The sequence below is a fragment of the Proteus sp. CD3 genome, assembly GCF_008808075.1.
GTDB classification, from domain to species: Bacteria; Pseudomonadota; Gammaproteobacteria; order Enterobacterales; family Enterobacteriaceae; genus Proteus; species Proteus appendicitidis.
This window is the reverse complement of record NZ_CP019686.1, coordinates 2,441,862-2,462,220: the sequence shown is the minus strand read 5'-3', so window position 1 is coordinate 2,462,220 and position 20,359 is coordinate 2,441,862. Positions and strand designations below refer to the sequence as shown.

The 20,359-nt window shown below is 37.8% G+C and carries 22 protein-coding genes; 13 read left to right on the top strand and 9 right to left on the bottom strand.

The features are described 5' to 3' along the window. Positions 1-187 precede the first annotated feature (187 nt). The 11 genes from rpoE (at position 188) to acpS (ending at position 9,720) form a co-directional block, all read left to right on the top strand. Entirely contained in the window at positions 188-766 is a 579-nt protein-coding gene (gene rpoE, locus BTA34_RS11240) for an RNA polymerase sigma factor RpoE (RefSeq protein WP_006533574.1), read from the top strand. A gap of 38 nt (positions 767-804) precedes the next feature. Continuing rightward, on the top strand, positions 805-1,431 hold the full coding sequence (rseA, locus tag BTA34_RS11235) for an anti-sigma-E factor RseA (RefSeq protein WP_265576071.1): 627 nt from the start codon (positions 805-807) through the stop codon (positions 1,429-1,431). Between the two features lie 47 nt (positions 1,432-1,478). Further along, on the top strand, positions 1,479-2,447 hold the full coding sequence (gene rseB / locus BTA34_RS11230) for a sigma-E factor regulatory protein RseB (RefSeq protein WP_151435661.1): 969 nt from the start codon (positions 1,479-1,481) through the stop codon (positions 2,445-2,447). A gap of 13 nt (positions 2,448-2,460) precedes the next feature. Continuing rightward, positions 2,461-2,925 carry a SoxR-reducing system protein RseC gene (gene rseC / locus BTA34_RS11225; protein ID WP_151435660.1) on the top strand — a complete coding sequence of 155 codons (465 nt, stop codon included), beginning with the start codon at positions 2,461-2,463 and terminating at the stop codon, positions 2,923-2,925. 301 nt (positions 2,926-3,226) lie between these two features. Next, complete coding sequence (gene lepA, locus BTA34_RS11220) at positions 3,227-5,023, top strand: translation elongation factor 4 (RefSeq protein WP_023581598.1); 1,797 nt, start codon at positions 3,227-3,229, stop codon at positions 5,021-5,023. A 14-nt stretch (positions 5,024-5,037) separates the two neighbouring features. Next, positions 5,038-6,009 (top strand): signal peptidase I, encoded by a 972-nt coding sequence (gene lepB, locus BTA34_RS11215; RefSeq protein WP_099073675.1) that lies wholly within the window; start codon positions 5,038-5,040, stop codon positions 6,007-6,009. A gap of 194 nt (positions 6,010-6,203) precedes the next feature. Further along, entirely contained in the window at positions 6,204-6,884 is a 681-nt protein-coding gene (gene rnc / locus BTA34_RS11210; RefSeq protein ID WP_069367822.1) for a ribonuclease III, read from the top strand. After that, positions 6,881-7,789 carry a GTPase Era gene (gene era / locus BTA34_RS11205; protein ID WP_151435659.1) on the top strand — a complete coding sequence of 303 codons (909 nt, stop codon included), beginning with the start codon at positions 6,881-6,883 and terminating at the stop codon, positions 7,787-7,789. Before rnc ends, era begins: the two co-directional genes overlap by 4 nt. A 9-nt stretch (positions 7,790-7,798) precedes the next feature. Further along, a complete protein-coding gene (gene recO / locus BTA34_RS11200) occupies positions 7,799-8,539 on the top strand; it encodes a DNA repair protein RecO (RefSeq protein ID WP_151435658.1) in 741 nt (246 codons plus the stop codon). Positions 8,540-8,608: 69 nt separating this feature from the next. Then, positions 8,609-9,340, top strand: a complete 732-nt coding sequence (gene pdxJ / locus BTA34_RS11195) for a pyridoxine 5'-phosphate synthase (protein ID WP_151435657.1) — start codon at positions 8,609-8,611, stop codon at positions 9,338-9,340. Beyond that, positions 9,340-9,720, top strand: coding sequence for a holo-ACP synthase (acpS, locus tag BTA34_RS11190; protein ID WP_069367826.1), 381 nt, complete (start codon positions 9,340-9,342; stop codon positions 9,718-9,720). The genes pdxJ and acpS overlap by 1 nt, the downstream gene beginning before the upstream one ends. 40 nt (positions 9,721-9,760) lie before the next feature. Here the strand turns inward: acpS and BTA34_RS11185 are convergent, their stop codons facing one another. From BTA34_RS11185 to BTA34_RS11175, 3 genes are all read right to left on the bottom strand, one after another. After that, entirely contained in the window at positions 9,761-10,021 is a 261-nt protein-coding gene (locus BTA34_RS11185; protein ID WP_072068718.1) for a YfhL family 4Fe-4S dicluster ferredoxin, read from the bottom strand. 242 nt (positions 10,022-10,263) lie between these two features. After that, positions 10,264-10,572: an addiction module antidote protein gene (locus tag BTA34_RS11180; protein WP_151435656.1), complete on the bottom strand. Its 309-nt coding sequence runs from the start codon at positions 10,570-10,572 to the stop codon at positions 10,264-10,266. A 3-nt stretch (positions 10,573-10,575) separates the two neighbouring features. After that, positions 10,576-10,893, bottom strand: a complete 318-nt coding sequence (locus BTA34_RS11175) for a type II toxin-antitoxin system RelE/ParE family toxin (protein ID WP_151435655.1) — start codon at positions 10,891-10,893, stop codon at positions 10,576-10,578. 206 nt (positions 10,894-11,099) lie between these two features. Between BTA34_RS11175 and BTA34_RS11170 the strand changes: the two genes are divergently transcribed. Together BTA34_RS11170 and tadA are read left to right on the top strand one after the other, a co-directional pair. After that, complete coding sequence (locus BTA34_RS11170; protein WP_099073671.1) at positions 11,100-11,735, top strand: LysE family translocator; 636 nt, start codon at positions 11,100-11,102, stop codon at positions 11,733-11,735. Between the two features lie 107 nt (positions 11,736-11,842). Beyond that, on the top strand, positions 11,843-12,373 hold the full coding sequence (tadA, locus tag BTA34_RS11165) for a tRNA adenosine(34) deaminase TadA (RefSeq protein WP_151435654.1): 531 nt from the start codon (positions 11,843-11,845) through the stop codon (positions 12,371-12,373). Positions 12,374-12,380: 7 nt separating this feature from the next. Here the strand turns inward: tadA and BTA34_RS11160 are convergent, their stop codons facing one another. From BTA34_RS11160 to mltF, 6 genes are all read right to left on the bottom strand, one after another. Then, entirely contained in the window at positions 12,381-12,929 is a 549-nt protein-coding gene (locus BTA34_RS11160; RefSeq protein WP_151435653.1) for a fimbrial protein, read from the bottom strand. Continuing rightward, complete coding sequence (locus BTA34_RS11155; RefSeq protein ID WP_151435652.1) at positions 12,929-13,999, bottom strand: fimbrial protein; 1,071 nt, start codon at positions 13,997-13,999, stop codon at positions 12,929-12,931. The genes BTA34_RS11160 and BTA34_RS11155 overlap by 1 nt, the downstream gene beginning before the upstream one ends. Positions 14,000-14,024: 25 nt before the next feature. Beyond that, positions 14,025-14,789: a molecular chaperone gene (locus BTA34_RS11150; protein WP_151435651.1), complete on the bottom strand. Its 765-nt coding sequence runs from the start codon at positions 14,787-14,789 to the stop codon at positions 14,025-14,027. Between the two features lie 30 nt (positions 14,790-14,819). Beyond that, positions 14,820-17,306 (bottom strand): fimbria/pilus outer membrane usher protein, encoded by a 2,487-nt coding sequence (locus BTA34_RS11145; RefSeq protein WP_151435650.1) that lies wholly within the window; start codon positions 17,304-17,306, stop codon positions 14,820-14,822. 177 nt (positions 17,307-17,483) lie between these two features. Further along, positions 17,484-18,032, bottom strand: coding sequence for a fimbrial protein (locus BTA34_RS11140; protein WP_151435649.1), 549 nt, complete (start codon positions 18,030-18,032; stop codon positions 17,484-17,486). Between the two features lie 809 nt (positions 18,033-18,841). Then, positions 18,842-20,314 carry a membrane-bound lytic murein transglycosylase MltF gene (mltF, locus tag BTA34_RS11135; RefSeq protein ID WP_151435648.1) on the bottom strand — a complete coding sequence of 491 codons (1,473 nt, stop codon included), beginning with the start codon at positions 20,312-20,314 and terminating at the stop codon, positions 18,842-18,844. Between the last annotated feature and the right edge of the window lie 45 nt (positions 20,315-20,359).

Sequence of the window (20,359 nt, the reverse complement as noted above, 5' to 3'; positions counted from 1 at the left end):
TGGTTGGGTGATCACCATGATGATTTTTTTGTGATTCATCTCTTAAAATAATGATTGAATTGAACTTCATACTATTTTTGCGCTCTAAGTCTTGTAGCTCATAAAAACGAGAAGGAATAACGAGAGTAAATATGACGGAGTCATTTAAAAATAGTGCGAAGCTTGACTTCGGGAGAGTCCATCTCTAATGAGCGAGCAGTTAACGGACCAAATGTTGGTTGAAAAGGTACAAAATGGTGACCAGAAAGCGTTTAATTTGCTGGTTATCCGCTATCAACACAAGGTAGCAAGCCTGATTTCCCGTTATGTACCACAGGGCGATGTACCAGATGTTTCGCAAGAAGCCTTTATTAAAGCTTATCGCGCCATCGGTTCTTTCCGTGGAGATAGTGCTTTTTATACATGGCTTTATCGTATTGCTGTGAATACAGCAAAAAATTATCTGGTCGCACAGGGGCGACGTCCGCCTTCGAATGATTTAGATGCGAGTGATGTTGAAAATTTCGAATCACCCAATGCACTAAAAGAAATTTCGAACCCTGAGAATTTAATGTTGTCTGAAGAGTTACGGAGAGTGGTTTTTCACACCATAGAGTCATTACCTGAAGATTTAAGGGTTGCTATTACACTTCGGGAACTTGACGGGCTAAGCTATGAAGAGATAGCGGTCATTATGGATTGCCCTGTCGGAACAGTACGTTCACGTATTTTTAGGGCGCGAGAAGCTATTGATAATAAGGTTCAACCATTAATACAAGAGTTTTAATTGTGGGTGAACCATCATTGACTGAAGGGTACTTTTACATGCAAAAAGAAAAACTTTCTGCATTTATGGATGGCGAAGTTCTTGATAAAGAATTAATGGGTGCAATTGCTCGTGATGACTCCATGAAAGAGACATGGCAACGCTACCATTTAATTCGTGACACAATGCGTGGTGATGTAGGTGAAGTAGTCCACTTCGATATCGCAAGTCGCGTTGCGCTCGCTTTAGAGAATGAACCTGTTCGCATAAGTCCTGAACAACAGCAAGAGCAGCAACCTGCGCCATCGCAATGGCGTCAGCACTCTTTCTTACAAACGTTACGTCCTTGGGCAAGTCAGTTAACTCAAATCGGTGTCGCGGCTTGTGTTTCATTAGCTGTTATTGTTGGTGTTCAGCAATATAATGGAAAAAGTGGTTCTGAAGATTTTCAAATAGATACACCTGTATTTAATACTCAACCTATTATGGGTTCAGGTTCACCAGTAAGCTTAAATCTTCAAAATGATACTTTAGGTAAAGACCAGCAAACACGTTTACAAGAGCGTAATCAGCGCCTTGGATTAATGTTGCAACAGTATGAGTTAGATCGCCGCATCTATAATGCACCACAAAATGAAGCGCCAGTTAACGCTAAAGGTGAAACTCAACCTGCAGTAGCACAGTAATAATAAATGTTAATGTATACATAACGTGTGGGAATGAAACAGTCGTAATGAAAAAATTATGGTTATCCACCTTATTGCTGGTGGGCAGCCTGTCAATGCCGATACAAGCCTTGGCACAACCTCAAACAGGTAGTGTCGAGGCTTTGTTGCAAAAGATGGGTCAGACAAGTCAAAGCTCTACCTATGAATTATCTTTTATCAATATCAATTCTCAAGGTATTGTTCCTATTCGCTACCGTCACACTCTTATTGATGGCAAACCACTTGCGCAATTAATGCAGATGGATAGTACTCGCCGTGAAATCGTTCAACGTGGTGATGAAATTAGCTATTTTGAGCCGGGCTTAGATGCTTTTAGCTTAAGGAATGATCATATCGTTGATTATATCCCATCTATCATTTACCAAGATTTCAATGAATTATCTGGTTATTATAATTTTATTGATGCAGGTAGAACACATATTGGTGATATTCCAAGCCGAGTTGTTCGTGTGCTATCAAAAAATAATGACCGTTATGATTATGTCTTGTTTATAGATGAAGAAAGATATCTACCTTTAAGAGTCGATCTGTTAGATAAGAATAATGACATCATTGAACAATTTCGAGTGATCACCGTTAATGAAGGGAGTGAAGTCGAAACTGAACTTAATTCGTTACGTACCGTCAATATGCCTCCTTTATTACTTGTACCAAAAGCTAAACCTTTGGTTTATAACTGGTCGGTTGGCCAATTACCTGAGGGTTTTAAAGAGGTAAAACGCAGTAATCATCAAATTTCTGAAACTGAGTTTAGTCAGTCTATTTTATTTAGCGATGGCTTATTTGATTTCTCTATTTATGTTAATAAAAGTGGTCAACACGCTAATTCGCCCGAACGCGATAAAATGTTGAGGTATGGTCGTAATACAATTTATACCTATGACAAAGAAGGTAATGAAATTACCTTTATTGGTCAGTTACCATTTTCTACGGCACAAGCGATAGTTAATAGTGTTGTATTTACGAAAAAGTAAAAGGGTATAAGTTATGGTTAAAGAGTGGGCAACAGTTATACATTGGCATGAAGGACGGGCGTTATTACGCTACGGATCTTCTTCTGGCTGTGGTAGTTGCCAAGCTCGCGCTGCGTGTGGCTCTTATTTATTAAATAAAATAGGACCTGAGACAGTTCATCAACTCGAACTTCCCGTTGCACAACCTTTAGTTGAAGGGCAAAAAGTGGAAGTGGGTATTCCTGAAAATAATCTACTTCTTTCTGCAATGCTCGTGTATTTAACGCCACTTATTGGCTTATTTATTGTCGCAGGCATTGCGAGCCTTTGGTTTTCGAGTGAATTTGCTATTTTTTGTAGTGGACTTGTGGGGGGCGCCCTTGGTTTTTTATTGGCCAAAAAAGTGGCGACTTGGTGGAGCAAAGATGAAGGTTTTGAACCTATTGTATTGCAAATAGGGCTTCCACCTCATGAACTTAAAGTTCAAATTCAAGAATAATGAGTTGATTAAAATAATGGGGCCTTTGCCCCATTATTTTTGTCATGCTGCTTTTGTAATAATATCTATCTTAAATTAACACGTTTCTATATCTGGAAATTACCCGCAAAAAATTACAAATAAATGCAAGTCTTAGCATAAATGTTTGTGTTTGATGAACGTTTCTTTGAGTATAATGTCTCTAGTGTGTAGAATGCGTCATCAATAATAACTCCTGCAATATAGAGTTTTCGCTTTGTGTCCATGAATGACTCCAAAGCCAGATTTATAGAGCAAAGCAATAGAGAAAAATAATTTCAGAATGAAAAACATACGTAACTTTTCCATTATCGCACATATTGACCACGGTAAATCGACGTTATCAGATCGAATTATTCAAATTTGTGGTGGCTTATCAGATCGTGAAATGGCTGCGCAGGTTCTTGATTCTATGGATCTTGAGCGTGAACGTGGTATTACAATCAAAGCGCAAAGCGTAACCTTGAATTACACCGCTGATGACGGTGAAGTTTATCAGCTTAACTTTATCGATACCCCAGGACACGTTGACTTCTCTTATGAAGTATCTCGTTCACTCGCTGCGTGTGAAGGCGCGTTATTAGTCGTAGATGCTGGGCAAGGGGTTGAAGCGCAAACATTAGCAAACTGCTATACCGCGATGGATATGGATCTTACCGTCGTTCCTGTTTTAAATAAAATAGACTTACCAGCAGCAGAGCCTGAGCGTGTTGCTGAAGAGATTGAAGACATTGTGGGCATCGATGCCACAGATGCAGTGCGTTGCTCTGCAAAAACAGGTATTGGTGTTAAAGAAGTTATCGAACGTCTTGTTAAAGAAATTCCAGCACCTGAAGGTGATGCAGACGCTCCATTACAAGCACTGATTATTGACTCTTGGTTTGATAATTACCTTGGCGTTGTTTCATTGATCCGTGTGAAAAACGGTAAAGTCAGCAAAAACGATAAAATCAAGGTAATGAGTACGGGGCAGGTTTATAACATTGACCGTATTGGTATTTTTACGCCAAAACAAATTGACACAACATCATTAAATTGTGGTGAAGTAGGTTGGGTTGTTTGTGGGATTAAAGATATTTTAGGTGCGCCAGTAGGGGATACCTTAACAGCAGCACAAAAACCAGCAGATAAACCATTGCCAGGCTTTAAAAAAGTTAAGCCACAAGTTTATGCGGGTTTATTCCCAATTAGCTCTGACGACTATGAATCATTCCGTGATGCATTAGGTAAATTAAGCCTGAACGATGCTTCATTATTCTATGAGCCAGAAAGCTCCTCCGCGTTAGGTTTCGGTTTCCGTTGTGGGTTCTTGGGTCTTCTTCATATGGAGATTATTCAAGAACGTTTAGAGCGTGAATATGACCTAGACCTGATTACAACAGCGCCAACCGTAGTTTATGAAGTTGAAATGACTAACGGTGATATTGTATTAGTGGATAGCCCGTCTAAATTACCACCACTGAATAACATTGAAGAAATCAGAGAACCTATTGCTGAATGTCATATGTTATTACCGCAAGAATACTTAGGTAACGTAATTACTTTATGTATCGAAAAACGCGGTGTTCAAACCAATATGGTCTATCATGGTAATCAGGTTTCATTAACTTATGAAATTCCGATGGCTGAAGTGGTATTAGATTTCTTTGACCGCTTAAAATCAACATCACGCGGTTATGCGTCTTTAGACTATAACTTTATCCGCTTCCAAGGCTCTAACATGGTGCGTGTAGATGTCTTGATTAATGGTGATCGTGTTGATGCTTTAGCATTGATTACACATAACGATAATGCACCTTATCGTGGTCGTGAGCTGGTGGAAAAAATGAAAGAATTTATTCCACGCCAACAGTTTGATATCGCCATCCAAGCGGCAATTGGTAACCATATTATTGCTCGTTCAACTGTTAAACAGTTACGTAAAAACGTATTAGCCAAATGTTATGGCGGTGACGTTAGCCGTAAGAAGAAACTGTTACAGAAACAGAAAGATGGTAAAAAACGTATGAAGCAAATTGGTAACGTAGAGCTACCACAAGAAGCGTTTTTAGCCATTCTTCATGTTGGTAAAGATAAATAATTTAAGGAGAAAACATGGCTAACACGTTTGCCTTGATCCTAACGCTGGCAACGCTAATAACGGGAGTTTTTTGGGGAATTGAGCGCTTTAAGCTCAAGCCAGCCCGAAAAGCAAAACTAAAGCGTCTTCAAGAGATGACGCAAGGGACCGAGGATCAGCAAGAGTTAGCAAAATCAATTAATAAACCAAGCTGGGCAGAGACATTAGGCTCTTTATTCCCAGTTTTGATTATTGTTTTGGTTCTGCGTTCATTTGTGTATGAGCCGTTTCAAATACCTTCTCGCTCCATGATGCCAACCTTGTTGGTTGGCGATTTTATCTTGGTTGAAAAGTTTGCTTATGGATTAAAAGATCCAATTACACAAACCACGTTAATTAATACAGGGAAACCTAAACGAGGCGATATCGCTGTATTTAAATATCCTCGTGATCCTTCTACTGACTTTATTAAACGTGTTATTGGATTACCGGGCGATAAAATTGTTTATGATATGATGTCGAAAAAACTTCATATCTATCCAAATTGTGATAAAGCTATTTGTAATGAAGAAATATCAGTAACTTATGGTACTGCTTACCCAAGTGAATGGACGTTGTTATTACAGAATGTACCGGGTGGTCAGCGTATTAATGGTATGAAATCTATTCCAATTGAGGAGCCTATTTCAACAGCAACTCAATTACGTGAAGAAGAAAGAGTAGAAACTATTGATAAAGTCTCTCACCGTATTATGACAATACCCGGTGATATGACGATGCCTGAGTTTATCCAACCTGGATTACCTGTCGGTACGTGGATTGTTCCTGAAGGTCATTATTTTATGATGGGTGATAATCGAGACGGTAGTTCAGATAGTCGCTTCTGGGGCTTTGTTCCAGAGAAAAACTTAGTAGGTAAAGCGACAACAATTTGGATGAGCTTTGAAAAAGTAGAGAATGAATGGCCAACAGGTGTTCGTTTTAGCCGTATCGGTGGCATTAAGTAATTATTAACAAAATAGCGACAGCATTCCTTCTTATCTAAGTGTAGAATATGTCGCTTCTTTAAATATGATTGGCTCCTGTATTGTCAGGAGCCAGTGCAAACGCAACAGTTCTGTTATCCAACCCGATAATTTCTCGTTGTCTTAAACAGATTTGTTGCGTGTGCTTCAAATTAAGTTATGGAAATTGATCGCACATGAATACTTTATTAGTAAACCAGTTACAAAAGAAACTGGGCTATACTTTTACGCAAAATGAATTATTACTACAGGCTTTAACGCATCGTAGTGCTAGCAGTAAGCATAATGAACGTTTAGAATTTTTAGGTGATTCGATTCTAAGCTATGTGATTGCTAACGCACTTTATCATCGCTTTCCTCGTGTTGATGAAGGTGATATGAGCCGAATGAGAGCAACACTTGTTCGTGGAAATACACTCGCTGAATTAGCGCGTGAATTTGAACTAGGTGAATGTCTACGTTTAGGTCCAGGGGAATTAAAAAGTGGCGGTTTCCGTCGCGAATCAATTTTAGCTGATACGGTGGAAGCTTTAATTGGTGCAATTTTCCTTGATAGTGATATTCAAAATATCGAAAAAATTATTTTAAACTGGTATGAGAATCGTTTGGCTGAAATCAGCCCAGGCGATAAGCAAAAAGATCCTAAAACTCGTTTGCAAGAGTATTTGCAAGGCCGTCATTTACCATTACCTTCTTATATTGTGGTACAGGTTCGTGGCGAAGCCCATGATCAAGAGTTTACGATCCATTGTCAGATAAGCGGTATCGAACAACCTGTCAAAGGGATGGGCACAAGCCGTCGTAAAGCTGAACAGGCCGCTGCTGAACAGGCATTAATACAACTGGAGCTTGAATGAGCGAAGAACAAACCTATTGCGGATTTATTGCGATAGTCGGTCGCCCAAATGTGGGAAAATCAACACTACTGAACCAATTATTGGGGCAGAAAGTTTCTATTACATCACGTAAACCGCAAACAACGCGTCACCGTATCATGGGTATTGATACAGATGGTGCTTACCAAGCGATTTATGTGGATACACCGGGCTTGCATATCGAAGAAAAGCGAGCCATCAACAGATTGATGAACCGTGCAGCAAGCAGTTCAATTGGTGATGTTGAATTGGTTATTTTCGTTGTTGAAGGTACCAACTGGACGCCTGATGACGAAATGGTATTAAATAAATTAAAATCATTACGTTGCCCTGTTTTATTAGCAATTAATAAAGTAGATAACGTGACAGATAAAACCAAGTTACTTCCACACATTGGCTTTTTAAGCCAACAAATGGATTTTCTTGATGTTGTACCAATCAGTGCTGAAAAAGACATGAATATCGATACGATAGCGAAAATCGTACGTAAATGTTTACCTGAAGCTATTCATCATTTCCCTGAAGATTATATTACTGATCGCTCTCAGCGTTTTATGGCATCAGAAATTATTCGTGAGAAATTGATGCGCTTTTTAGGTGAAGAATTACCTTATTCTGTCACTGTTGAAATTGAGCAATTCGTTACCAATGAGCGTGGTGGTTATGATATCCACGGATTAATTCTGGTTGAGCGTGAAGGCCAGAAGAAAATGGTTATTGGTAATAAAGGTGCGAAAATCAAGAAAATTGGTACTGAAGCTCGCATGGATATGGAAGACTTATTTGAAAACAAAGTTCACTTAGAACTTTGGGTGAAAGTCAAAGCGGGCTGGGCTGATGATGAACGTGCTTTACGTAGCCTTGGCTATGTGGACGATTTAAAGTAGGTAACTGAAGTGGACGGCTGGCAACGTGCATTCGTTATCCATGCTCGACCTTACAGTGAAACGAGCTTATTGCTCGATTTTTTCACTGAAAATGAAGGGCGAGTACGCATATTGTCAAAAGGTGCGCGAGGCCGTCGTTCACCCTTAAAAGGGGCGCTTCAACCTTTTACTCCTTTGCTCATTCGTTGGAGTGGGCGAGGAGAAGTTAAAACACTTCGTGATGCTGAACCTATCTCTTTAGCATTACCACTGACAGGCTCTGTACTATACAGTGGCTTGTATCTTAATGAATTATTGTCTCGCGTTTTAGAAAATGGTACCTCTTATAGTGTACTTTTTTTTGAATACCTCTCCTGTTTGCAAATTCTTGCAGCGAGCGATACCACACCTGAAGCGGCACTAAGACGCTTTGAACTCGCGTTATTAACACAACTTGGCTATGGCTTAGATTTTCTGCATTGTGCCGGAAGTGGAGAGCCAGTTTCAGATTCGATGACTTATCGTTATCGGGAAGAAAAAGGTTTTATTGCGAGTTTAGTAGTTGATCATAATAGTTTCACCGGATTTGAATTAAAATCCTTAGCCAGTCGCGAATTTCCTACTGTTGAAACATTAAAAGCGGCGAAAAGGTTTACTCGAATGGCATTGAAGCCCTATTTAGGCGGAAAACCATTAAAAAGTAGAGAACTTTTTAGACAATTTGTCATTAAAAAATCCCCAAAGAAAAGAGCATTGATGGCAGAACAGTAATATTGTCTTTTTCTTCTCTATGGAATGTGTAAACTAAGATAATGCAACGTTATTTTTCAGGAGAAGAGCATGTCTGATATTCTACTTGGCGTTAATATTGACCATATCGCCACCCTTCGTAATGCCAGAGGCACAACGTATCCCGATCCTGTTCAAGCGGCTTTTGTTGCAGAACAAGCCGGCGCTGATGGTATTACTATCCATTTACGTGAAGATAGACGCCACATCACTGATCGCGATTTAATGCTGATAAGCCAAACGGTTCAGACAAGATTAAATCTGGAAATGGCGGTCACCGAAGAGATGATCGAAATTGCTTGTCAAACACAGCCTGATTTTTGCTGTTTAGTACCTGAAAAACGCCAAGAAGTGACAACAGAAGGTGGTTTAGACGTTGTTGGCAATGAAGCAAAAGTTGCTGATGCAATTAAACGCTTATCTTTAGCGGGTATCAAAGTTTCTCTGTTTATTGATCCTGACCATGAACAAATTAACGCAGCCGACCGTGTTGGTGCGCCTTTTATTGAGATCCACACTGGCGCTTATGCTGATGCAGAAGATGAAATGGCTCAAGAAAAAGAGTTTGTCCGTATTCGTGATGCAGTGACTTATGCCGCATCTAAAGGCTTAAAAGTGAATGCAGGGCATGGTTTGCATTACCATAACGTGCAACGTATTGCCGCATTACCTGAACTTTATGAACTGAATATTGGCCATGCAATTATTGGTAGAGCTGTATTTAGTGGATTAGCACCTGCGGTTGAAGAAATGAAACGCTTAATGCGAGAAGCGCGTCGCTAATGGCTATTGTTGGCTTAGGTATGGATATCGTCGAGATATCACGTATCGAAGATATTATAGGGCGTTCTGGTGAACGCCTTGCTCGTCGCATTCTTACTGATACAGAATGGGAAATCTATCAATCTCATAAACAGCCAATACGCTTTTTAGCTAAGCGGTTTGCAGTAAAAGAGGCTGCGGCAAAAGCATTAGGAACAGGTATCCGTTTAGGATTAGCTTTTAATCATTTTGAAGTACGTAATGATGAGTTAGGTAAACCTACACTGCATTTTTTAGCGGTTGCAAAAGAGATGGCAGAGAAAGCGGGGATAAACTCTATTCACGTAACACTTGCTGATGAACAGCGTTATGCTTGTGCGACAGTTATTTTAGAAAAATAGCTCTCTTAGATTTATCACCCACAAAATCATTGATTAAGGTTTAGATCTTATCTGCGTGGTGGATCAACACAAATTTTTCCCATAATTCATCTTGAGATTCAGTATGAGTAGGATCAATGATGATCGTGTTGGTAATCGGACACACCGATTGGCAAGTAGGTTTGTCGTAATGTCCTACGCATTCAGTGCAAAGATCAGGATTAATTTCATAAATATCATCCCCCATTGAAATCGCATCATTTGGGCACTCGGGTTCACACATATCGCAATTGATGCATTTCTTCGTAATTAGTAAAGCCATATCAGTCACTTAATATATAAATTATTAAATTTCAGTAACTTATATCTTGCACTTATATGTTACCATCTATCAGTTTTATGTAGCTATATCCGATAAAATAGCGTTTTATCATTCAAATGGGGATATCGCCCAAATCTTCTTGCTTGATGAGAGATAAGCAAGGGAGGGTAAGATTACCATTTATATGACATTTCCTAAAGTAACATCACTCAAATGACTTATCAGATTATATAAATAAAATATTAAGCACGAGCCAATGAGGAGAAATGAAAACCAGTAGCATTAATGACGTGGCGTAGTGTCTTTAATGTAGGGTTACCTGTTGGTGATAGGGTTCGGTAAAGTGTTTCACGTGAAACACCGGCTTTTTTTGCAATAGTTGCCATACCTCCACGGGCTTCTACGACATGGCGTAATGCCATAAGAAAAGCTTCTTGCCCACCATCTTCATCTATATCAAGGAAGGCTTGATGTAAATAAGCTTTAGCAAAATCAGGGTCTTCACGTAAAATTTCAACCATTGCATCATCATGCAAACGAGAATTGGGCATAATCTACCTCTTTAAATAATCTTTTAGACATAGGATAGCTTTATTAATATCAGTATCCTGAGTTCGCTTATCTCCAGCTAGAAGTAGCAATATAATTTCGCTATCGATTAAACTATAGTAAACCCGATATCCAGCACCTTGATCAATTCGTAATTCCCAAACACTATCACGGCAAGGTTTATGATCACCAAAATGCGCACTTGCCATTCTATTTACTCTTGATGCAATTTTTGCTTTAGCAACAGGATCGCGTATTTTTTTGAAATAGTCAGCATATAAGTCTTTGCCATCTATTGTTAAGTAATGTTTGATCGTTTTCATTAGCAAAATGTAGCTTAAAAGCTACGTATCAACAACTATTTTTGTAGCTTATAAGCTACTATAACTTATCAACAATATACATAAAAAGCAAAAATCTTAGGTAGAAGCGAGTAAATATTAATGATAAAGAGTATGTTTTGTGGTATTCCGCACACCTAATACCCTGTTATTGATGTTAAATAACGCAATAACATAAGGGGTATTCTATGCCAACGCTGTTTAATATGTGGACATTTGCACTTTTATCTTTGGGTTTAGTGCTAACACCCGGTCCTAATATGATTTACTTAATTTCACGCTCAATCTCACAAGGGAAAAAAGCAGGGTTTATCTCGCTAATCGGTGTGGCTGTTGGCTATATTTTTTATATGTTATTAGCGGCATTTGGTATTACGGCCATTTTTATGGCTGTACCTTATGCTTATGATACGTTGAAGATTTGTGGTGCGATTTATCTTCTTTATATAGCTTGGCAATCTATTAAGCCCGGTGGGCGTTCTATCTTTCATCCCAAAAAATTACTTTCAGGTAATACAACAAAACTCTTTGTGATGGGGTTTGTTACCAATCTATTGAATCCTAAGATTGCATTGATGTATTTATCACTGTTACCTCAATTTATCAGTATTCAAAATGGTAGTGTTTTAAACCAATCATTAGTGCTAGGCAGTATTCAAATCGTTATTAGCATCGCAGTAAATGCATTGATTGTTATTGCAGCAGGTTCTATTGCGGGATTCTTTATGCAAAGACCTCGCTGGGCATTAATTCAACGTTGGTTTATGGCGACTATTTTAGGGGCTTTAGCCATAAAATTAGCCACAGAAGCACGCGTAAACTAAAGTTGCATCTTGCTATCTTTGTCATAAACAATTCAAGGCAATCTCTTTAGTTATCAATAGAAAACAGGGTACAATAGCCCGCTATATGATAATGAAGAGATATCCTTGTGAATAAAGTTAAAGATGATATTTATTGGATGCATAAAGCGATTGAGCAAGCGCAAAAAGCACAAGAAATCGGTGAAATACCGGTGGGCGCAGTATTAGTCGTTGATAATAAAATCATTGCTAAAGGATGGAATCATTCAATTATTGATAACGACCCCACTGCACATGCAGAGATTATGGCATTACGCAAAGGGGGAAAGCATTTACAAAATTATCGCCTGCTCGATGCAACGCTTTATATTACCCTCGAACCTTGTGTGATGTGTGCTGGAGCAATTGTGCATAGTCGGGTAAAACGCGTGGTTTATGGTGCTTCAGATTTAAAAACAGGTGCGGCTGGTTCATTTATTGATATTTTACAGCATCCAGGAATGAACCATAAAGTTGAGATAACATCGGGTGTATTAGGTGAAGAGTGTTCACAGCTTTTAAGCCAATTCTTTAAAATGAGAAGAGCTGAAAAGAAACAGCTTAAAAAGCAAAAAAACAGTCCAGTTATAATCAATACTGAAGCAGCAATAAAAGAATAATATCTGTTTACTGATAATTAAGGGTATACGTTGCTTGTGCTTGGAAAGGACCCGTTAGCAATGTTTGATTTTTCAGTGCAGAGGGTGATGCTTCAACATATGTCACAAAATTAAACTGAATACGCTTATCATTAAGAAGTCGAGTAGAGCTAGGCTTTTTTAATTGAATAACATTGCGTTGAGCATCTGTAAATACAATCCCGATGCTTTTAGGATCTTCAGATCCTGTGCCGACAACAGCAAGGTGATTGGGCATTGTAGGGTGCTCTTTCCCATCTAACGTAATTGTGACGCTTTTATAAATATCCTGACTGCAATTTTCTAAACTAATACTAAAAGCAACAGATTCGCTTTTTTGAAAAGTATAGAGATCTTTTGCTGATATCTGCTTGAAATCAACGACTTTATTTTCATCACCAGCAACAATGGTGCAACCATGTGCAACCACCACGCCTTTAAATTCCATATCACCCCCAATAAGCTCTGTCACAGCAAAGGCTGAAGGTGAAAGTAATAATAAAAGAGAAATAGCAGATTTTGTTATTGGGTTTTTCATTACATAAACTCCGCAACTAATGTGGCATGTGCTGAGAATTCACCTTCTGTAATTTTGCTACCTGTTTTGGCAATGGGGGCTGCTGTGACTTCCCAGCTACCTTTAAAATTATTCAGTTTTCCGACAGAAAAATATTGATTAGGCGGCACAATCGTTCCTGATTTATCTCTTAAAACAATACCTAAATTTGTTCTATCTACAGGTCCTGTTGTGCCAAGGTAATTAGGGTTAAAACTAGCGACACCTGAGCTACCCGTTTGAATTTTAAACATAATTTTACTATTAGGATTAGTAAAACTACCACCTTCACACTTGATTGGGATATTACGCGTGATCTTGTAGTTTTGACCATTTAAATAATCAGAAGTATTACCGACATTGCCAAAATCAAAGGTAATAGGAGAGCCGTTATTAAATGTACATCTATCTTCAGTGGTTAATATTCCTGAACTAATCACTAATTTTGAAATTGGCTCTGGACCATATTCTTGATATAAGCCATTACCTACGCGAGCATACATTTGAGCGACAGCTTGCCCTGTTAATGAAACCCCATTAATAATCGGTTTTTTCAAGCGAAAGACTAATACACCACTACTTCCTGACGACATATTGGGTTTTGGTGATTCAGGGATACGGCAACCTTGTTGTCCATTTCGATTGTTCGGTTTTTCAATAAAAGGAACAGTAGGAAGTGATTCAGGACCCCAAATAGAAAACTTGATCTGAACATCGACGTACTCATTAAGTTCATAGTAATTATTACCTAAATAGCGTAGGTCAGAATTTGCCATATAATAAGTGCGTGAATTTGAAACCAAGGGATCTTTAGGGCAATAAACGGTTGCTAAGTATCTATCGGGCAAAGAAAAGTTTACTGTGGCCGTTTCGCCCGGTCGGTTATTAGGAAATGTCGCGTTATCTAATGCAACCCTAAAGATATTAGGACCGCCGACAGTGCGAACTTCACCATGAATATAAGCAGAAGCAACAATTGGAGTACATAACATTGCGCCAGTAAAAAGTAATTTTAGCGTATTGAAATAAAAATTTGCTGTTGTTAATTTCATTTTATTCCTACCGGCGTTAAGTGAATTAATATTTCGGTTGTTGTTCTTTTGGTGCTGCTTTACAGCTATTTTGTTGGCAAACAAATTTTAATTCTGGATGCCCACCGTAATCATTTACATACATCATGTAAAATTGATTGACGTTACTGGTTTTAACTGGGATTTCCAGTGATGATTTAGGCGCAACCATTAAACCAGGGAAGGTGGTTAACTTATCACTATCTTCACCATTCAATTTATTAGAAAGCCCAATAATGGTGATGTAGTAAGGTGTTGGGTTTTCGGCAATAAATTGATTACCTTGTTTTTTAAACACTAATTGGTCTTGCCAAATCATGCCCGGTTTTTCAGGAATAATAGCAGTTGGGCGATAGAACAATTTAATGCGAGACTGCATTGCCATTTGTAACACGTTAGCTTGTTTGGGTGCTGGTGGAATTTCACGCACATTTAAATAAAATAGTGATTCTCTATCTTGTGGTAAAAGACCAATTTCTGCTGTTTTGGTAATTCTGACAACGCCTTTTTGGTCACCATCAAGACGTTGTAAAGGTGGCAACGCGACTAAAGGAGAAGTGATTTTTTGCCCGTGTTCATTTTCAACCCACGATTGAGCTAAGAAAGGAATATCAGGGCTAGTATTTTTTAGGTTTACGCTAGCTGAGTTTTCGTTGCCCATTAATACAATACGAGTTCTATCTAATGACACGCCAGCTTGAGTTGTACTCACTATGCTGAGTGCAATTAAGGAGCCACAAAAAAGCGTTTTGAGTGTGTTGAATGAGTTCATACAATTATCTCTAGTAATTCATTTTATTCATTAAAATCCCTGACATAATAACAATTCATGTTTTAGTGGATCGTTAATTGCCGCAGGAATTGTAATCGTACATTGGGTTTTACCACCCCAGATCACGTTTAATGATTCATTAAGGTTAACACCGGCGATATAAACTAAACCATCTTCCATCACCATTCCCATATTTTCACCATTTTTATTGGTGATTTCGGCACCAAATGGCGGGTGTTTTTGATCGACGGTTTGTAAGATAGCCATCAGGCGCTCACCTTGGCGAACAGGGAATTTATAGTAGCCAATCGCACCTTCAGTTAATGTGGCAGAAGTAATGGCTTTATGTGTTTCAATATCTGAATTCATTTTATCAACATCAATGCGAGCATCAACATTGTTATAACTAGTTAAGTCAGTTAATACCCCAATACCAAATAGGTTTGTTGTTGTGCTTTGATTATTAAAGGGCACGCCTGCCACTCCATCAGTATCAACCATCATGCGAGCAGTACTTGATGTCATGCTACTGCTATGTAATGCCGCACCATGACGTGTTGCCGTAAATCCACCTTTAACTGTTGCACCTAGTGCCACATAATTATCTTGTTGATAGCTTGCATTGGCGTTAATTTCTGCATATTGCGAACGGTGTTGATAATAACCATCAGTATTAGCTTTATTGTCAGAGCTTAAACCTGCACGGACACGCCATAGATTATTATAATTGCTATTATCAGAATAAGAGACCATTTGGTTCACTTTTCCGTTACTGTCTTGCAAGCTATAACCAATGCTTTTGCCACTTCCTAATGGAATTGAAATATTGAAAGAAATACTGTCATCGGTATTTCCTTTATGCTGAGTACGGAATGCAGATAAGTTAGTATTAATTTGCTCTATACCCATAATAGAGAAATTACGGCTTACCGTAACACCATATTGTTCTTGTGTATTTTTATCCCAATAGTTTTGGTGTCGATAAGAGAGATAAAGTGTTGTCGATTTTTCAATATCATCGGCCCAAAAAGTTTTGTTACCTGTAATGGTATACATCTCTTTTTCATAACCATTGTTATTAATGTCGTTGTAACGCTCATCTATATATTGAGAGAAAGATCGGAAAGTTTTCTCTGAAAAACGGTAACCCGCAAAAGTAATCGTACTATGGTATTCATCAAATGTTTTTGCATAGTTTAGTTTGAACGACATACCGTTGATATTTTCATTATCATAGGTTTTGCTATAAGACTGAGTAATATCACCTGAAAGCGTACCTAAACGTCCCATATCATGACCTAAACCTAATGACCACGCATTGTAATCTTTAGCAGTTAACAAAGCCCCACCATATAGCGACCATGTGTTATTCATACCCCATGAAAAATCGCCTTGATAAAAAACAGGGCCTTGCATTTTATGGTTGTTGAGTGATGGCTGACCCATTGATGTGTTATAACGCACGGAGCCTGGGCGAGTCATATAAGGTAGATTGGCTGTTTGTACTTGGAATTCGTTTACTTTACCGTTTTGCTCTTCGACTCTGACATTTAATTGACCTTGTACTGTGTCTTGTAAATGTTTAATAACAAAAGGACCAGCCGGTACCGTGGTTTCATAAATTAAGCGACCGTTTTGCGTTACAGTCACTTTAGCATTAGTGTTTGCGATGCCATGAATTTCAGGTGCATAACCTTGCAAAGAAGGAGGCAACATTCTTTCATCACTTTGTATATTGGCACCTGTAAAACGAAAACTTTCAAAAACTTGAGAGTTTAAATAAGTTTCACCAAGTGTTAATTTTGCTGCTTGGTTAGGTAAGGGTTTATATGCGTAAATCTGATTCCAATCAAAGCTATTATTTGATGAATATTCAGATGAATAGTTTCCTTGATATTCAGCACGTAGTCGCCATTCACCAAGATTAATTCCAGCTTGCCCATATCCTGTCAATGAGTTGTTATTACTGCCTTTATTCGGACGAGTCGATATACCCGTTAAGGTATAGTCAACTAATAACCCAGATACACCTGGGTCCCACAATTCAGGTGGTGTCCAATCGGTATCTTCATATTTCATTAATGAACGAGGCATAACAATATCGAGAATACCACCATCATTTTTGATAGAGATACCTGGTAATTGACTAATATCGAAACAATCAGGCGAGATTTCTTCGATAAATTTTTGATTTTCTTCGTTAACTGTTAACTTTTTTAGAAGAGTAGGGTCAATACAAGCAATGGAGTAATTAGGCTTCACTTCAACATAATTAATGTTTTGGCGAGGGAAGTCACGACCATTTATACGGATATCTAAGTAGTACATACCCGGAATAATGTAATTAGAGGTTGCAAAACGAGATAAATCGACATTATCTCTGTCTTCGGCATCTAGCATATGAATGTTAAATTCCACAGAATCATCAAGCTCGGCTTGAGCGAAAAACGCTAAGCACAATAGCAAAATGGCACAAATGTTTTTCCATATTGTGCTGTGAAAAAAAGAAATTAACATGAATAAACGCCTAATTATTAATAAAATAAAAAGTAATTAAATAATGAATATTTATTTCATTACTTTTTATTCTATTTTATTAAATTGAAGTGTTTTATAGAATTTAACGCAGAGGAAGTCCCCTGCGTTAATGCAGTAATTAATTTATTATTTAATTAATTTAAATAAATAAAACGATTACTGATAATCAACTTGGAAGTTGATAACGGCTTGGAATTCACCAGGAGTTACAGTTGCATCTGCTGATTCAGCTTGAACGTAAGCAACAAATGGGATCTTAGAAACACCATTAACTAATTGTACTGGTGTTGTTGCTGTATTCCATTTTACTGATTTGCTGCCAGCATCCATTAAGCCGATACCCGCGCCAGAAGCGGAGCCAGATACGAAAGATGCTAAGTCTTTATTTGTTGCATTAACAACGCTTGGTGTATAGCTAACAGTTGCTGTTTTTGCTACGGTAGTATCACAGTCTTGTAATTCGATATCTTTTTTAACGTTACCTGCTTTCTGCATATTTGCTAATGCAGAAGTTGGGATTTCACTGAAATCAACAATAACAGGACTTGAAGAAGCTGCTAATCCACAAGCTGAATTAACAATTTCACCTTTTAATTGAATTTCGCCTTTAGTTGCACCAATTTTTGGAGCAGAAGTTTCAGCAGTTGCAACAGAATTAATACCAAATACTAAAGCAGCAGCTAAAGCAATTTTACTCAGTTTCATTATAGATAATCCCTTGAAGATCGTGCGTATTATTATTTATAGAAAAATAATATTGATGTCGGAATATAAAAATTGATTTGCATTATATTTCGAGTTGTTTCGAATAATGTCTGGTTTATATGATATCAATAAAGGCGTTCTATTTGATATAACGTTTTGTTGATTTCCTCAATTTTCACATTTAATCTTGCCTATTCCATATTAATAGAGTTTTATATAGATTTATTCTTTTTATTACTCAATTTATGGGTGAAAAAGTTTATCAGGCAGATAAATTTAATAGACAATATAATTAACATTGTTTTAACTTTACAAAAAGTAATGTTATTAACATTAGGTTAGAAAAATTAATAAAATCAATTATAGATTATCATAATATATGTAATTCAATAAGTTAGATGTTAACAATGACGTAGTTAGGTTAATTTATATCACAAAATAAGTTTCTCAAAAAATAACAATCATAAAACGAATAATAACCAATGAGATAATTCCTACGTACTTAAGTTAATATTTTCTTATATTTTACCTATTCTGATAGTCCTAAAATGACTAATTAGATTACTTTAAGTACAGTTTACTCACTGGCTGAGTTTTTTGGCTAATAAGTGTTACATTTTTTAACACATGAATTTTCCCTATTTTAGGTAAAAAATGGCATGATCAAATGTAACAATTTTTAATATTAAGAAAACATTAAGTTGGGGGTTGCTTTAATGGTTGGAGTGATTTTTGAATGGTAGAAATGAAATAAATAAGCCTCTATAAAAGAGGCTATGTTTTTTAATAGGCTGTTTTAATTACAAAAATTATTGATAAGCCATATCTTGAGTCAATGATAATGATGAGCTTTCTTGCTCTTCATCGTTATCAGTCTCTTTATCTTTAGATAATATTTTATTTTTGCTCTCTTTGGCTTGAAGGTAACCGACAAGGCTAAGTTGATATCGTCGAATATTTTCAACATAGCGATAAGCCTCATGTCCTCTAGCATAGCCATAAGGCAGGTCTGCATAATATTTCTTTTGGCTAAGTAGAGGTAATCTTGATTTTACATCTAGCCAACTATCAGGATCGGCATTTTGTTGCTCAGTAAGCCTTCTGGCATCAAGCATATGACCAAATCCCATATTATATGCGGCTAATGCAAACCAAATTCTTTCGTCTTCTGGAATAGAATCCGGCAAGCGCGAAAGGAGATGCTTAAGATATTGTGCTCCCCCTCGAACACTCTCTTCGGGATCAAGCCTGTCAGTAACGCCCATGCTCGATGCAGTAGGGCGAGTTAACATCATCAAACCTCTAACTCCAGTTGGTGATGTCGCATGAGGGTCCCAGTGTGATTCTTGCCATGCCATAGCAGCCAATAATCGCCAATCGAAAGTATCTGCATACTTTTCAAAAAGAGGCTGATAGTTTGGCAAAATAGAATCTATTGCCGTAATAAAAGAGATAGTATCGAAGTAATCAAATGTACCGACATGACCAAAATACTTTTCTTCAAGTCTTGCTAACACATCTTCTTGAGATAATTGATTAAAGTAATCGAGCATCGCGGCATATAAGCTATTATCTTCACCATCTGGCAGATACCACGTTAGTGGACGGCTTTCTGTGACTTCAAACCCTACGGCAACATTAGGATGAATGCGTTGTTGTACTGCAACACTAATAGAATCTGCTAACACATAGGTTATTTTGCCTTCAGATAATGCTTCTAGCAGCTGTGAGGTTGTCTGATTATCTGATTCTTCCCATTCAAGCTCAGGATATTGCGTCTCTTTTAATGTTCGCAATAAACTTGCATGAGCAGAGCCAGCAGTAACAACAAGACGCCCATCTAACGTATCAAAGCTACGTGGTCTTAATGTCCCTTTACGGTAAATAAGCTGTTGAGAAACTGAAAAGTAAGCAGGGCCACTGCGTGTCGTATCTAATCTCTCTTTATTATAAAGTAATCCGGCGGCGATAAAATCAGCTCTATTATTCTCCAGATCATCAAACATTTGGTTGATATTTGTCCGCATATTAACGACAAGTTTCACGCCTAGGTAATCAGCAAAGCGTTTCACTAATTCATAATCGAAACCTACGGGGTCCTTTTTATCGTTCATCGTTATCAATGGTGAAGGTATCGTACTAATTCTTAACTCACCACGAGATAAAATCTTATTTATCTGCGCTTTTTGCCTATCTGGCCATGTAATATTCAACGCGATAATAGCCGCTGAAAAGAGCGCTATGATAACGATAACGAAATAGTTTATCCTTATATTATTCAATAGGTTGGTTCTCGTTAACGTTGTTTATTGTTGTGTGTAAAATCG